The organism is Okeanomitos corallinicola TIOX110, from assembly GCF_038050375.1.
In the GTDB taxonomy this organism is placed as follows: domain Bacteria; phylum Cyanobacteriota; class Cyanobacteriia; order Cyanobacteriales; family Nostocaceae; genus Okeanomitos; species Okeanomitos corallinicola.
Genome location: NZ_CP150886.1, coordinates 4,128,637 through 4,142,575, shown reverse-complemented (window position 1 = coordinate 4,142,575; position 13,939 = coordinate 4,128,637). Strand labels below are relative to the sequence as shown.

The 13,939-nt window shown below is 38.8% G+C and carries 15 protein-coding genes, 1 tRNA gene and 1 pseudogene; 9 read left to right on the top strand and 8 right to left on the bottom strand.

The window, feature by feature from the left end; genetic code table 11:
• Positions 1 to 7: 7 nt before the first annotated feature.
• Both ctaD and WJM97_RS18085 read left to right on the top strand, forming a co-directional pair.
• A complete protein-coding gene (ctaD, locus tag WJM97_RS18090; protein WP_353930171.1) occupies positions 8 to 1,690 on the top strand; it encodes a cytochrome c oxidase subunit I in 1,683 nt (560 codons plus the stop codon).
• Between the two features lie 184 nt (positions 1,691 to 1,874).
• On the top strand, positions 1,875 to 2,471 hold the full coding sequence (locus tag WJM97_RS18085; RefSeq protein ID WP_353930170.1) for a heme-copper oxidase subunit III: 597 nt from the start codon (positions 1,875 to 1,877) through the stop codon (positions 2,469 to 2,471).
• Positions 2,472 to 2,608: 137 nt separating this feature from the next.
• On the opposite strand, the gene WJM97_RS18080 is transcribed toward WJM97_RS18085, so the two are convergent.
• On the bottom strand, positions 2,609 to 3,187 hold the full coding sequence (locus WJM97_RS18080; RefSeq protein WP_353930169.1) for a Uma2 family endonuclease: 579 nt from the start codon (positions 3,185 to 3,187) through the stop codon (positions 2,609 to 2,611).
• A gap of 161 nt (positions 3,188 to 3,348) precedes the next feature.
• Between WJM97_RS18080 and WJM97_RS18075 the strand changes: the two genes are divergently transcribed.
• Complete coding sequence (locus WJM97_RS18075) at positions 3,349 to 3,918, top strand: Uma2 family endonuclease (RefSeq protein ID WP_353930168.1); 570 nt, start codon at positions 3,349 to 3,351, stop codon at positions 3,916 to 3,918.
• Between the two features lie 69 nt (positions 3,919 to 3,987).
• On the opposite strand, the gene WJM97_RS18070 is transcribed toward WJM97_RS18075, so the two are convergent.
• The 5 genes and pseudogenes from WJM97_RS18070 to WJM97_RS18050 all read right to left on the bottom strand — a co-directional run.
• Entirely contained in the window at positions 3,988 to 4,377 is a 390-nt protein-coding gene (locus WJM97_RS18070) for a hypothetical protein (protein ID WP_353930167.1), read from the bottom strand.
• Positions 4,378 to 4,389: 12 nt separating this feature from the next.
• On the bottom strand, positions 4,390 to 4,698 hold the full coding sequence (locus tag WJM97_RS18065) for a hypothetical protein (protein ID WP_353930166.1): 309 nt from the start codon (positions 4,696 to 4,698) through the stop codon (positions 4,390 to 4,392).
• A 491-nt stretch (positions 4,699 to 5,189) separates the two neighbouring features.
• Entirely contained in the window at positions 5,190 to 6,362 is a 1,173-nt protein-coding gene (gene bioF, locus WJM97_RS18060; protein ID WP_353930165.1) for an 8-amino-7-oxononanoate synthase, read from the bottom strand.
• 29 nt (positions 6,363 to 6,391) lie between these two features.
• Positions 6,392 to 7,045: a Holliday junction branch migration protein RuvA gene (gene ruvA / locus WJM97_RS18055; protein WP_353930164.1), complete on the bottom strand. Its 654-nt coding sequence runs from the start codon at positions 7,043 to 7,045 to the stop codon at positions 6,392 to 6,394.
• A pseudogene (locus WJM97_RS18050) lies at positions 7,042 to 7,326 on the bottom strand (HAD-IIB family hydrolase); the annotation flags it as partial. The gene ruvA and the pseudogene WJM97_RS18050, both read right to left, overlap by 4 nt.
• On the opposite strand from WJM97_RS18050, the gene WJM97_RS18045 reads away from it, so the two are divergent.
• The gene (locus WJM97_RS18045; protein WP_353933254.1) at positions 7,285 to 7,461 is read left to right on the top strand and encodes a hypothetical protein; all 177 of its coding nucleotides are present in this window, start codon (positions 7,285 to 7,287) and stop codon (positions 7,459 to 7,461) included. The pseudogene WJM97_RS18050 and the gene WJM97_RS18045 overlap by 42 nt on opposite strands.
• Positions 7,462 to 7,775: 314 nt before the next feature.
• On the opposite strand, the gene WJM97_RS18040 is transcribed toward WJM97_RS18045, so the two are convergent.
• Positions 7,776 to 7,849 (bottom strand) — tRNA-Pro (locus WJM97_RS18040).
• A gap of 124 nt (positions 7,850 to 7,973) precedes the next feature.
• Between WJM97_RS18040 and lipA the strand changes: the two genes are divergently transcribed.
• A complete protein-coding gene (gene lipA / locus WJM97_RS18035; RefSeq protein WP_353930163.1) occupies positions 7,974 to 8,843 on the top strand; it encodes a lipoyl synthase in 870 nt (289 codons plus the stop codon).
• Positions 8,844 to 8,897: 54 nt separating this feature from the next.
• The gene (locus WJM97_RS18030) at positions 8,898 to 9,824 is read left to right on the top strand and encodes an NAD(P)H-dependent glycerol-3-phosphate dehydrogenase (RefSeq protein ID WP_353930162.1); all 927 of its coding nucleotides are present in this window, start codon (positions 8,898 to 8,900) and stop codon (positions 9,822 to 9,824) included.
• A gap of 232 nt (positions 9,825 to 10,056) precedes the next feature.
• Here WJM97_RS18030 and WJM97_RS18025 read toward each other — a convergent pair whose 3' ends face one another.
• Positions 10,057 to 10,200: a hypothetical protein gene (locus tag WJM97_RS18025; RefSeq protein ID WP_353930161.1), complete on the bottom strand. Its 144-nt coding sequence runs from the start codon at positions 10,198 to 10,200 to the stop codon at positions 10,057 to 10,059.
• Positions 10,201 to 10,419: 219 nt separating this feature from the next.
• Here WJM97_RS18025 and sigC point away from each other — a divergent pair, with 219 nt between their 5' ends.
• The 3 genes from sigC to WJM97_RS18010 all read left to right on the top strand — a co-directional run bounded on the left by sigC (position 10,420) and on the right by WJM97_RS18010 (position 13,903).
• Complete coding sequence (gene sigC, locus WJM97_RS18020; protein ID WP_353930160.1) at positions 10,420 to 11,673, top strand: RNA polymerase sigma factor SigC; 1,254 nt, start codon at positions 10,420 to 10,422, stop codon at positions 11,671 to 11,673.
• Positions 11,674 to 11,955: 282 nt separating this feature from the next.
• Complete coding sequence (locus WJM97_RS18015; RefSeq protein WP_353930159.1) at positions 11,956 to 12,411, top strand: transcriptional repressor; 456 nt, start codon at positions 11,956 to 11,958, stop codon at positions 12,409 to 12,411.
• A 367-nt stretch (positions 12,412 to 12,778) separates the two neighbouring features.
• Positions 12,779 to 13,903, top strand: a complete 1,125-nt coding sequence (locus WJM97_RS18010) for a transposase (protein WP_353930158.1) — start codon at positions 12,779 to 12,781, stop codon at positions 13,901 to 13,903.
• Positions 13,904 to 13,939: the final 36 nt, after the last annotated feature.

Here is a 13,939-nt window from a genome sequence, read left to right as displayed (position 1 = left end):
AAAAAGTATGACACAAATAGAATTTCCTAGAAATATACCACCGGAAGATAGTCAACAAAAGACAATGCTGGTAGCTAATTCTCAACATCAAGAACCTTGGAAATTTAAAGATTATTTCACCTTTAATATTGATCACAAAGTGATTGGGATTCAATATTTGGTGACAGCCTTTGTCTTTTATTTAATTGGTGGATTGATGGCGATCGCCCTGCGAACCGAATTAGCCACACCACAATCAGATTTTCTCGATCCCAATCTGTACAACGCCTTCATGACCAATCATGGCACAATCATGATCTTTTTATGGATTGTTCCCAGTGCCATTGGTGGATTTGGTAACTATCTAGTACCCCTGATGGTCGGTGCTAGAGACATGGCATTTCCGAAACTAAATGCGATCGCTTTCTGGTTAAACCCCCCCGCAGGATTACTATTATTAGCAAGTTTTATTTTCGGTGGTTCTCAATCAGGTTGGACAGCTTACCCACCATTAAGTTTAGTCACCGCTAACACCGCCCAAACAATGTGGATTTTAGCCATTGTTTTAGTCGGAACTTCCTCAATTTTAGGTTCATTAAACTTCGTCATCACCATCTTAATGATGAAAGTTCCCAGCATGAAATGGGATCAAGTTCCCCTATTTTGCTGGTCAATTTTAGCAACTTCCGTCCTCGCACTTTTATCTACCCCCGTCTTAGCAGCAGGTTTAATTTTGCTGTTATTTGATATTAACTTCGGTACATCCTTCTTCAAACCAGATGCAGGTGGTAACGTCGTTATTTATCAACATCTATTCTGGTTTTATTCCCACCCCGCAGTTTATTTAATGATCCTGCCCATTTTCGGGATCATGTCCGAAGTCATCCCCACCCATGCCAGAAAACCAATTTTTGGTTATAAAGCGATCGCCTTTTCCAGTGTTGCGATCTGCGTTGTTGGTTTATTCGTTTGGGTACACCATATGTTCACCAGTGGTACACCCGGATGGATGCGGATGTTCTTCACCATTTCCACCTTAATAGTCGCCGTTCCCACAGGTGTAAAAATCTTCGGTTGGGTAGCAACCCTCTGGGGTGGCAAAATTCGCTTCACCACCGCCATGTTATTCGCCATTGGTTTACTTTCCATGTTCGTCATGGGTGGTTTAAGCGGCGTAACCATGGGAACAGCACCCTTTGACGTTCACGTCCACGACACCTACTACGTAGTTGCACACTTCCACTACGTCTTATTTGGTGGTTCAGTCTTTGGCATTTACGCAGGTATCTATCATTGGTTTCCCAAAATCACCGGTCGGATGATGAACGAAACCTGGGGAAGAGTTCACTTTATCCTCACCCTCATCGGTACTAACCTCACCTTCCTCCCCATGCACGAACTCGGATTACAAGGAATGCCCCGCCGAGTCGCCATGTATGACCCCCAATTTGTCAGCCTCAACCAGCTTTGTACCATCGGCGCATTCATTTTAGGTATTTCCGTCATTCCCTTCGCTTACAACGCCTATAAAAGCTGGACAGAAGGAGAATTTGCCGGTGATAACCCCTGGGAAAGCCTTACCCTAGAATGGACAACCAGTTCACCACCAATCATTGAAAACTGGGAAGTATTACCCGTCGTCACCCATGGCCCCTATGACTATGGACATAACCAGGAAGAATCATCATCAGCGACAGAACCTATAGGTTAAAACGCAGACATAGACATAATTTACCCACCTTGTACTCAAGTACAAAGCTAATAGCAAAAGTCGGTTAAAACCGACTAACAAATCAGGTTTTCAGTCCGTTTTAACGGACTTGGGCTATTAGACTGGGAATTCATTCCCAGGGGGGTGAGATAGCTAATCGAGAAACGAATACTAGGTAAATAAAATGACAGCAATTACAACCAGTGAACATCACGAAGCTGGACATGAAGAACATCCAGATTTAAGAGTGTGGGGACTATTAACCTTTCTCGTTTCCGAATCATTAATGTTTGGGGGATTTTTCGCCACCTATATATTTTTTAAAGGTACAACCCCAGTCTGGCCACCAGCAGGAACAGAAGTAGAATTATTCATCCCCACCATTAACACCATCATCCTCGTTTCTAGTAGCTTTGTCATTCATTTAGGGGATGTCGCTATTAAAAAGAATAGCGTTGGTTGGATGCGGTTTTGGTATTTCATCACCGCAGTCATGGGTGCAGTATTCCTAGCCGGTCAAGTTTATGAATATCAAAACTTAGGCTATGGTTTAACCACCAATGTTTTCGCTAATTGCTTTTATATCATGACCGGGTTTCACGGACTTCATGTATTTATCGGACTGTTATTAATTTTAGGAGTTTTGTGGCGTTCTTTCCGTCGTGGTCATTATTCTTCTGCTAAACATACAGGTATTGAAATGGCGGAAATTTACTGGCACTTTGTGGATATTATTTGGATTGTTCTCTTTACTTTGGTTTATCTGCTTAACGCCTTTTAAATGTCAGTCCGTAGTCCGTAGGGTGTGTTAGCGACAGCGTAACGCACCATTATCCATGGGTTGGTGCGTTACGGATTTCATCATAACACTACTTCTTAACGTTTTTTAAATGTAAGGTTTTTATCAATGCTAAACCCTTACCCATTAACTTGCTCAAAAATCTGTAATGCTGGTAAATTTAAACTCTTAAATTGTGGAGAAATAACTAAATCATTCCCAGCAAAAATACCAACTTCATGATAAACTTTATCAACTAATTCTAAAACTAAAATACTTTGTTTTTCTGGATCAATAATCCAATATTCAGGAATACCACAATCTTGATATTGTAACCGCTTCGCTACAAAATCTCTATCTCTTTGTAATTCTCCAGGACTGACAACTTCCACTACTAACAAAGGTGGTAACATTGTCAGGCGAATAGTATTACGGTTTGCTAATAATTTAATATGTTCTTCTTGAATAATAGTCAAGTCAGGATAACGGTTTCTTGGTTCTCCCCTCACTTCCAATTCTAAACCATGTCCTCTGACTCTATCAATTCCAATTAATAATGCAAATATTAGCAAAATACGATTAGCAATTTGTACATTAGTTCCTGACTTTATCGGTAGTTCTATTAATTCCTCGTTGTATAATTCATAGAGTTTATCACTGCCATCATTGTATGATAAATATTCCTCAAAACTGGCAAATCTTTGTTTAGTTTGTACCATGACAATTACTCCATGATTACGGATAGTTTAATTTTAACATTATTTATAAGTATTACAACAATCATCCAATCACATCCTGTAAATCCTTAAATCCTGATTCTGACAATTAACCGCAATTCTGCTATAATCATCATAACTTCAATGTAATTACTGACACCATAATGATTACTACTATCGAGCGTCGTTATAGTTTAGAAGAATATCGCGCTATTGAAGAAAAGTCAGAAACACGCAATGAATATCATGATGGGGAAATTGTACCAATGCCAGGAGGATCACTCAACCATAGCCGTATCGGTCGTAATATATTAACATATCTTACATATGTTCTGCGTGATAGTCACTTTGAACCAATTAATAGTGATTTACGGTTATGGATACCTGAATATAAAAGAGGTTTATATCCAGATGTAATGGTTTTTGCAGGTGAACCACAATTAAATGAAAATCGCAATGATGAAGTTTTAAACCCTACCTTAATTATAGAAGTATTATCCCCTTCTACCGCAGATTATGACCACAAAGACAAGTTTAGAATGTATCGTTCAATTAGCAGTTTTTGTGAATATTTATTAGTTGCACAAAATGAAGTTTTTATAGAAAAATATAGTAAACTTTCTCAAGGTTGGTTATTAAGTGATTTTAATAATTTAGAAACATCTATTTCTTTAGAGTCAATTGGGGTTGAATTACCAATAAAAGAAATTTATCGTGGTGTTGTTTTTGATTAGATCCCCGATTTATTTATATCAATCCTCTAATTCATGATAAATTTCTTTTCTGAAATTGAGATTCTACCATTATAAATGTTGCAGATAATCGCTATCTAAAAACCAACGTTCATCAATAAATTCTAAATTCTCATTATAAACAAGTATCAACTCACCAACTTTTTGATAAGTAGTTTCTACTGCAAAATTAGTCTCAACAACAGAAAATTTGAGGTTAAACTTGAGTTGTAAAAAGCGTTCTTGATTAGTCACACCTATAGAACTACTAATTAATTCTGCTTCTAGGTTACGAGGTAAATTAATTGTTTCATAATATTTATCTTGTTCATCCCAATAACCGCATAATTGATAATCACATAGTTCTAGATGTTCATTAACAAGAATTTTAGCATCTAAATTTTCCACTATCTCAGTAAAATCTTGCCAAACTTTATGATTTTTTAATTGCAATTTAATCATAGTTATTGTAGATTAATGTTCTGTTACCCAACCAGGAAAGTGTAGTACACCATCAATAAACTTTGCATGAAAACGTTTATCGCCACCTTTACCTAATACCTTTGATTTTAAATCAAAACCTTCTTCTTGGGAAGCAACCAGTCCAACATTACCCCGTGCTGATACTTGTCCTTTATGTATTGCTTTTAAATGTTTACTGTTTAAATCATATTTTATTCCTAGTTTTATTTGCTCACTGGAAAATGATACTAATAAGCCATTAGCTGAAATATATACAATATCTGCTTGAATATCTGTCCAATTATTAGGTAAATCTCCCATTGAATTTACTATTGTTATTGATGGTATTTTAAAATTTGGAGGATGATTTTATCATTTTTTTTGCCTTTTGATCATTATTTTATCTCAAAAGTCGGGTATCTTTGCAGACATCCTGATATTGACTCATGGTAGCTGCTGAGTATTTTTATGGTTAATTAATAGTATAAACCCTAATCATTAACCCTATCTGCGTTCATCTGCGTTCATCTGCGTTTATCTGCGTTAAACTCACTTTCCCTCACATAAGTTTTTTCAATCTCAAGATCACCAAAAAAGTTTCACTCCCCAAATTTCGCAACAAAATATCCCTATTCTCAAAATTATTAAAAATAATTCCTAATAAAATCACGAACCTTGGTTATTTCAGCCATTGATATTGACACCTACTTTTTTTCTGGTATGATACCTATATAATCCAAGGGAGACAAATATCTAAAAACCTCTCAACCTCCCCTCTGCGTCTCCGCGTCTCTGCGTGAAATAAGAAATCATCAAACATAAAAAATATCACACAAAGTCTGCACTAACTTATCAATATGTGCTGGTTCATGAATTGCCATCAAAGTAATCCTGATCCGACTGGTTGGTACAGTAGGAGGACGTATCGCAGGTGCAAAAATTCCCGCCTCTTTCAACTTCTGCCCCACAGTTAAAGCCGTCGCTGCATCAGGTAACTGAAAACATAAGATCGGTGACTCTGTTGGTAATATTTTTAAGTTAGGTAAATTTTCCGTAACCAATTGTTTTAAATAATCAACATTTGCCCATAGTTGCTGACGGCGTTCTGGTTCTTGTTGTACTATTTTCATAGCTGCTAAGGCTGCGGCTGTGTCTGCTGGTGATAGGGCTGTGGTATAAATCCAACTAGGAGCGCGATTTCTTAAAAAGTCAATCAAGTGATGACTTCCTGCAACATAACCGCCTAAACTTCCCAAGGCTTTGCTTAATGTCCCGATTTGAATTAAATCACTCCCAGTACAGCCAAAATGCTCTACACAACCACCCCCCATTTTCCCCATGACACCGGTAGCGTGTGCTTCGTCTATTAGCAGCATACAGCTAAATTCTGCGGCTAAGTTTAAAAGTTCTGGTAGGGGACATAAATCACCATCCATACTAAAAACGCTATCAGTCAAAATTAAACAGCGTCTGTATTTTTGACGTTCTTGATTTAACTTAGCTGTCAACGCAGAAATATCGCAATGGGGATATTCCATCACGGTTGCAGCGCTGAGAATTGCCCCGTTTTTGAGGCTGGAATGGTTATATTGATCGGAAAATATTAAATCTCGTTTCCCAACTAAAGCCGTAATTGCACCTAAATTAGCTAAATATCCAGAACTAAATACTACAGCGTCCTCCGTTTGTTTAGTAGATGCGATCGCCTGTTCTAACTCCCTGTGTAATTGCCGATGTCCGCTGAGTAATCGAGAACCTGTACTACCAGTACCAAATGCTTGAATAGCTTGAATTGCTGCACTTTGTAAGCGTTCATCAGCTGCTAAACCCAAGTAATCGTTACTGGCGAAATTAATTACCTTTTGCCCAGATAACAGCACCGTTGCACCGGGTAGACTATCTACTGTTTGTACAGAACGATACCAGTTAGCCCGATGAATGGTTTCTAAAGATGCCTCTATCCAAGCATAAGGATTTTTGTTCATAACTCAGCACTAAAAAATTCTGTCACCTGTTACCTGTCACTTGCGACCTGAACCACTTCATTACTACTCAGATAAGCGATCGCTTGTTTAATCCAGTCTTCCACATAGGCATCCTTGGTTAAACCGACATCTTCGCTGACGACGTGCAAGGCATGACTGACTTCATTAGCAGTATATCCCAAAGCAAAGAGAGTCATTTGCACTTCTTCCAAAATTCCCGGTGCTGGACCTCCTGTAGCCACAAAAAAGCCCGCTGATTTGCGCCATTCTATCAACTTGCTTTTTAATTCTAAGCATAGACGTTCTGCGGTTTTTTTACCCACACCAGGGGTTTGAATTAACATCTGTACATTAGCAGCAATAATCGCTTGGACTAACTCTGGTAATTCCAAAGTATCCAAAAGTGCGATCGCTAATGCAGCACCAATTCCACTCACAGACAACAGGTGACGAAATAAATCCCGTTCCGAGGGAGAAGAAAACCCATAGAGTAAAGGAACTTCTTCCCGAATCTGGTAATGGGTAAAAATTTGTACCACATCACCAGTATTAGTTAATTGACCACCAAGGCGCTGGGGAATTTGTAAATCATACCCCGTGCCATTGACTTCTAAAGTCAAGATGGTGCGATTGGCGCTAACCGTTTGCACACCAGCCACGATACCTTTGAGATAACTTATCATTCTAGGAAACTAAAGTAGTTTAATCCTTCCATAATCCCCGCAGCACAAAAGTTTTGTGCTAGGTAACGGTAATCAGCAGGATTTTGATTATGCCATTGTAATAACTCAGGACGAGCATTACCGACAATGATTCCCCGTTCGTTACCTACTGCGAATAAAGCAATATCATTACCTGAATCGCCACAAACAACAGTTTGCTCGGCTGCAAATTTGCACTTTTGGCGTAGAAATTGCATTGCTTGACCTTTATCGCTGGTAAGGGGCAAAATGTCAAGGTCTATTCTGCTACGGTAGAACCCATTTGGGAAAAGCAAGTTTTAAAACTGCCTGTTGCTTCTAATCTTTCTAGTCAGGCAATGTTAAAGGCTTTGGGTGAGGCAACTGGGGTTTATATTGGTTGGCTAGATTTTAGTTGAAAGTTTTTCATCTAAATGAAATGATATAGATGTGGGTGAACGTCGGCTTCATGCCGTGTGTTTGAGTAGCTTGCCTATTTAAACAAACGTACGTACTAGGGTGGGTTGAAAGAAAAACAAATTCTGGAATGCGATCGCTAGTAAAGCAGGCTTGAATTTAAAATAGTTACAAAATAGAATTGATTATGGAAGGGTTGAAAGGCGCACTGCATTCGGGATTATTATCAAGATTTTTAGTATACCTAATCTAAGTGCTATGAAGTAAGTCAACTTTACTTCATAAAATGAGCGACAGTAATTTGCGAATGTACAAATCGGGATGACTGGATTCGAACCAGCGGCCCCTGCGTCCCGAACGCAGTGCGCTACCAAACTGCGCTACATCCCGTTAAAAAATTACTATATCAGAACCACCATATCACAATTATAGGCAAATCAAAAAAGTAAATTTTTCATCCAGGACTTTGCTTGCTACCATTAAACTTGTATAACTTCAGTGATAAAAACGAATTGTGACTGTAAAACCAGACTGGTTGCGGGTAAAAGCACCGCAGTGGGAGCGAGTTGGTAACGTTAAAGAAATTTTGCGGGATTTAGCCCTAAATACGGTTTGTGAAGAAGCATCCTGTCCTAACATTGGCGAATGCTTTAACGCTGGAACTGCCACATTTTTAATTATGGGGCCAGCTTGTACCAGAGCCTGTCCTTATTGTGATATTGATTTTGAGAAAAAACCTCAACCCCTAGATCCCACCGAACCCACACGACTAGCTGAAGCTGTACGTAGAATGCAGCTAAACCATGTTGTCATTACTTCTGTGAACAGAGATGATTTAGTAGATGGTGGTGCATCCCAGTTTGTTAAATGTATTAACGCGGTTCGTGAAGTATCACATACAACTACTATAGAGGTACTAATTCCTGACTTATGCGGTAACTGGGAAGCCTTAGAAATCATTCTCCAAGCCAAACCAGAAGTAACAAACCACAACACAGAAACCATACCCCGCCTATATCGTCGGATACGTCCCCAGGGCGATTATCAACGGACATTAGAATTATTAAGACGAACTCGCCAAATTTGCCCCAGTACCTACACCAAATCTGGTATCATGGTCGGTCTGGGTGAAACTGATCAAGAAGTTCGTCAGGTCATGGCTGATTTAAGATCGGTAGAATGTGATATTTTAACTATTGGCCAATATCTCCAACCCAGCCCAAAACACTTACAAGTAGCTGATTTCATAAACCCCGATCAATTTGCAGCCTGGCAAGCTTACGGAGAAGAAATTGGATTTTTACAAGTTGTTTCTTCACCATTGACAAGAAGCTCCTATCATGCAGAACAAGTTAGAGGATTAATGAAACAGTATCCCAGATAGGAGAGATAATATTAAAAACCTACCCTTGTGAGATCTCCCCCCCTCCCATTAACAATGACTACATCAAAAACTATCGCTATTTTAGGTGCAGGTGCTTGGGGTTCAACCCTAGCAAATTTAGCGTCTTTGAATGGTCATCGGGTAAGTTTGTGGTCACGTCAGGGCAATCTTGCTTTAGAGGATGTTTTAAAAGATGCAGAAATTATCCTCTCTGCTATTTCTATGAAAGGTGTCAGAGATGTAGCTTTATTGGTTAAATCTTACCCCTTATCTCCAGACACAATTTTTGTTACCGCTACAAAAGGATTAGATCCAAAAACCACCGGCACCCCTTCCCAAATTTGGCAGACAGAATTTCCTAATCATTCTGTAGTTGTCCTGTCTGGTCCTAATTTATCTGAAGAAATAGCACAGGAATTACCAGCTGCTACCGTAGTAGCCAGCAAAAACTTGGCAGATGCAACAACCGTGCAACTAGTCTTTTCTTCCAGTAAGTTTCGTGTATATACTAATCCTGATTCAGTAGGAGTAGAACTAGGTGGTACACTGAAAAATGTGATGGCGATCGCAGCTGGTGTTTGTGATGGTTTACATCTGGGAACTAACGCCAAAGCAGCTTTATTAACTCGTGGTTTGACGGAAATGGTCAGAATCGGTAGAGTTTTAGGCGCGAACACAGAAACATTTTATGGTTTATCCGGTCTAGGAGATTTGTTGGCAACTTGCAATAGTTCTTTAAGCCGTAACTATCAAGTCGGTTATCAATTAGCAAGAGGGAAAACCTTAACTGAAATTCTCGCTTCCTTAAAAGGAACTGCCGAAGGTGTCAACACCTGTCAGGTATTGATGCAAATATCTCAGCAACAAAATCTGACCATTCCCATTACTGAGCAGGTTTATCGCTTACTGGAGGCAGAAATTACACCGCAAAAAGCTCTGAATGAACTCATGTTAAGAGATATCAAGTCAGAGTATCACTAAGATCATCACCAATAAATTTACCCCAGCTATTGCCTGAATCACGCTGTCATATCAGCATTTTCTCGTAAATGAAACCAGTTAGTTACCAAATAATCACTAAAAAAATTATTAAATTGTCAGGAAATTACTTTCCCCATGCTGTAATCATAGTTATGTAGTTTATCAACAGCAAAATTACCAGGAATATGTTTATACCTGTTGTTAAATCAACAGCCACGATTCCTGAAAATACCTATATTAACTTAGGTAATTGATTTTTTCCAGTCTGACTGTGACCGGAAATATCTATAATTTCCACCAACACACCACAGTCACTGATAAATTTCGGTAAAAATGAAATCCCATCTCCTGTTTCATAAGTAAACTTTAATACCATTAACCTGTTTTAATCAAATTTGTCGGCTAACTTGATTGATCTGGTGGTAAAAATCATTTGCCACCCAAATAAATCATCAAGTTCAGCCAAACCAGTACAACCTTTTACAAAGAATTGTACTGTCAAGCTCAATTGTGTTATTTAAACGTGAATTACGGGAACAATAGCAACAGTTGATTAGCTGACCGTAATCTATTCGTACCTTCACATTAAGAAATTATGCCAGCAACATCTTTCTATACAGATGCAGCTTACGATTCTCCAAAGTCTAATTCAACACTAGACTCTGATTTTAATGTTGAAAATAGTGATTTGTCTCTAGAGGAATTACAGGATTTAGAAGCAGTAGCTGCTGCTGATGCTCAAAACTTGGCTGCTAACACCAACCGACGCAGTACAGACTTAGTACGTTTATACCTTCAGGAAATTGGTAGAGTACGCTTATTAGGGCGAGATGAAGAAGTTTCAGAAGCCCAAAAAGTACAGCGATATTTACGGATGCGGATCACTCTTGCCAATGCAGCAAAAGAAGGTGATGTTGTATTAGCCAATTATTTACGGCTAGTTGAAGTCCAAGAGCGTTTAGTATCTGCACTAGGACATCGCCCTTCATTAGAAAGATGGGCAAGTACCGCTGGGATTGAATTATCTGAACTCAAGCCCACACTTTCAGAAGGTAAAAAACGCTGGGCAGAAATTGCTAGTTTGACAGTAGAGGAACTGGAGAAAATTCAATCTCAAGGACTCCACGCTAAAGAACACATGATCAAGGCTAATTTGCGTCTTGTGGTGTCCGTAGCCAAAAAATATCAAAATCGTGGTTTAGAATTATTAGATTTAGTCCAAGAAGGTACTCTAGGTTTAGAAAGAGCGGTAGAAAAATTTGATCCAACCAAAGGATATCGTTTTAGTACCTATGCCTATTGGTGGATTCGTCAGGGAATTACTAGAGCGATCGCAACCTCTAGTCGGACAATTCGCCTTCCTGTTCATATTACCGAAAAACTCAACAAAATTAAAAAAGCACAACGGAAAATAGCCCAAGAACAAGGTCGTACCCCTACCTTAGAAGATTTAGCAGTTGAACTAGATATGACAGCTGCCCAAGTACGGGAAGTTTTATTACGTGTTCCCCGTTCTGTCTCCTTAGAAACCAAAGTAGGTAAAGACAAAGATACAGAATTAGGGGAATTATTAGAAACAGATAGCGTCACCCCAGAAGAAATGTTAATGCGAGAATCTTTACAAAAAGATTTGCACCATTTACTGGAGGATTTAACTACCCGTGAGCGGGAAGTAATTCTGATGCGGTTTGGTTTATCTGACGGTCATCCTTACTCATTGGCAGAAATAGGCCGTGCTTTAGACCTATCAAGGGAAAGAGTCAGACAAATTGAATCCAAAGCCCTACAAAAACTCCGCCAACCCAAACGTCGTAACCTCATCCGCGACTATTTGGAATCTTTAAGTTAAAAGAGGGAACAGGGAACAGGTGATAAGTAGTCGTGCAAAATAAATTTCATATTTAGGGAAGGTGACAGGTGACAGGTGACAGGTGACAGACAAGAGATACAGAGATTTCTATTGTTTTCCCAAATGTGCAATCAATTTTGCCCAGGTACTTAGTAAGAAAATTACCAGTGACCAATGCCCAATGCCCAACTAACAAATATTCTCAATAAGTCATGATTGTTGCAAATCCCTCCTGATATTTGTTATATTCTCAATTAGAAGGCTTTGTTGAGAAAATTTAGTATGACTGTCTACACAACTGGTTCACTCAAGGCAGAACTAAACGACCGTGGTTGGCGTTTGACTCCTCAACGCGAAGTAATCCTGCACATTTTTCAAGAATTACCACAGGGAGAACATTTAAGTGCCGAGGATCTTTATCATCGCCTAGAAACTGACGGTGAAGGCATCAGTTTATCAACCATTTATAGAACCTTGAAACTGATGTCTAGGATGGGAATTTTGCGGGAATTAGAATTAGGTGAAGGACATAAACACTATGAACTAAACCAACCCTATCCCCATCATCATCATCATTTGATTTGCGTCCGTTGCAATACTACTATTGAGTTCAAAAACGAATCTATTTTGAAAATTGGGGCAAAAACAGCCCAAAAAGAAGGATATCATCTACTAGATTGTCAACTAACTATTCATGCTGTTTGTCCCAAGTGCCAAAGGGCATTAATGCCTATTTAGGGTTTGCTGTTCGCGGAGCGTGGCGTAGCCATAAAAGTCCTTTCGTGGAGGCAGGTGACAGTTGACAGGTGACAGTTTCAAGAGTTAGATGGGAACGATTTTTCCTTGGAGTAGGAATTAAATGCAAGGTTTTTAAGTTTCCACCTCGTAAAAGCTTGCACTTTTTTTACCTGAAAACGGCTCAAACCCTTTCCCTGTAATGTTTTCACATTTATTCACCAAGTCCTATTTAGTTATTAGGAGTGATGAATTCAAGGATAAGAGGGGGAGAGGGGGAGAGTGGGAAGTTAATAATTTAATTACCCATTACCAAAAAAATGGGTCGAAAGCCTTGCCCTTCTAGGGCGACCTTGATATAGTTATGGTCATGAAAACACTGAAGTTTAAGTTATATGAACACAAAAGGAGTAAACACCTCAAACGGATGATTAACGCCGCAGGGGTGATTTATAACCATTGTATTGCTCTACATAAACGGTACTACCGAATATGGGGCAAACACTTAAACTGTGCAAAACTTCAGTCACATATTGCTAAGTTAAGAAAACGTAATTCGTTCTGGCAATTAGTAGGCTCTCAAGCAGTACAAGATATCTGCCAGAGAATAGATAAGGCATACCAATTATTCTTCAAACACAACAAGAAAGGAGTAAGACCACCAGAGTTTAAGAAAGTTAAGAAATATAAATCTTTAACTCTTAAACAAGCTGGCTATAAATTCTTAGGTAGGAACAGGGTAAAGATTGGAAAAAGAGTATATCAATTTTGGAAATCTAGAGAAATAGAAGGAAAGATTAAAACAATAACCATAAAGCGTACTGCATTAGGTGAAATGTTTATGGTTATTGTAGTTGATAATGAGTTAGAACCAGAAATCAAATCAACGACTGGTAAGATAGCGGGGTTTGATTTCGGTTTAAAAGTTTTCCTAACTTGTTCTGATGGGACTAAAATTGATTCTCCAGAATTTCTAAAACAATCTCTAAATGCTATCAAGAAAGCTAGTAGATATCATTCCAAAAAACTAAAAGGATCACATAATCGTGAACGAGCTAGAAAGAACTTAGTTCGTAAACATGAAGATGTTTGTAACAAAAGACGTGATTGGTTTTGGAAACTAGCTCACACATTAACTGATAAGTTTGATGTTTTATGTTTTGAAACTTTAAACCTCAAAGGTATGCAACGTCTTTGGGGTAGAAAAATATCAGACTTGGCTTTTGGTGAGTTTTTGCAAATACTAGAGTGGGTAGCCCAGAAGAAAAATAAACAGGTAGTTTATATAAACCAGTGGTATCCATCCAGTAAAACTTGTTCTGTTTGTGGACATATTTTAGAAAGTCTAGATTTGGCGATTAGACAGTGGCGTTGTCCATCATGCAATTCTTTTCATGGACGTGATGAAAATGCGGCTAAAAATATTCAAATGGTTGGGGCATCAACCATTGGGTTAGGCGATGTGAGACTGGCCATGCCAGCAATTGCTGTTTGATCCCAGAATCCTCACCCTTCTAGGGTGGGGAGTATG

Excerpts from the sequence above, each read along its gene's own strand:
- WJM97_RS18065 (WP_353930166.1), bottom strand. The coding sequence starts at position 4,698 with ATGGGAGATTTACCTAATAATTGGACAGATATTCAAGCAGATATTGTA.
- WJM97_RS18015 (WP_353930159.1), top strand. The coding sequence starts at position 11,956 with ATGACTGTCTACACAACTGGTTCACTCAAGGCAGAACTAAACGACCGT.
- WJM97_RS18030 (WP_353930162.1), top strand. The coding sequence starts at position 8,898 with ATGACTACATCAAAAACTATCGCTATTTTAGGTGCAGGTGCTTGGGGT.
- ruvA (WP_353930164.1), bottom strand. The coding sequence starts at position 7,045 with ATGATAAGTTATCTCAAAGGTATCGTGGCTGGTGTGCAAACGGTTAGC.
- WJM97_RS18010 (WP_353930158.1), top strand. The coding sequence starts at position 12,779 with ATGAAAACACTGAAGTTTAAGTTATATGAACACAAAAGGAGTAAACAC.
- sigC (WP_353930160.1), top strand. The coding sequence starts at position 10,420 with ATGCCAGCAACATCTTTCTATACAGATGCAGCTTACGATTCTCCAAAG.
- WJM97_RS18025 (WP_353930161.1), bottom strand. The coding sequence starts at position 10,200 with ATGGTATTAAAGTTTACTTATGAAACAGGAGATGGGATTTCATTTTTA.
- WJM97_RS18085 (WP_353930170.1), top strand. The coding sequence starts at position 1,875 with ATGACAGCAATTACAACCAGTGAACATCACGAAGCTGGACATGAAGAA.
- WJM97_RS18075 (WP_353930168.1), top strand. The coding sequence starts at position 3,349 with ATGATTACTACTATCGAGCGTCGTTATAGTTTAGAAGAATATCGCGCT.
- WJM97_RS18070 (WP_353930167.1), bottom strand. The coding sequence starts at position 4,377 with ATGATTAAATTGCAATTAAAAAATCATAAAGTTTGGCAAGATTTTACT.
- WJM97_RS18080 (WP_353930169.1), bottom strand. The coding sequence starts at position 3,187 with ATGGTACAAACTAAACAAAGATTTGCCAGTTTTGAGGAATATTTATCA.
- bioF (WP_353930165.1), bottom strand. The coding sequence starts at position 6,362 with ATGAACAAAAATCCTTATGCTTGGATAGAGGCATCTTTAGAAACCATT.
- ctaD (WP_353930171.1), top strand. The coding sequence starts at position 8 with ATGACACAAATAGAATTTCCTAGAAATATACCACCGGAAGATAGTCAA.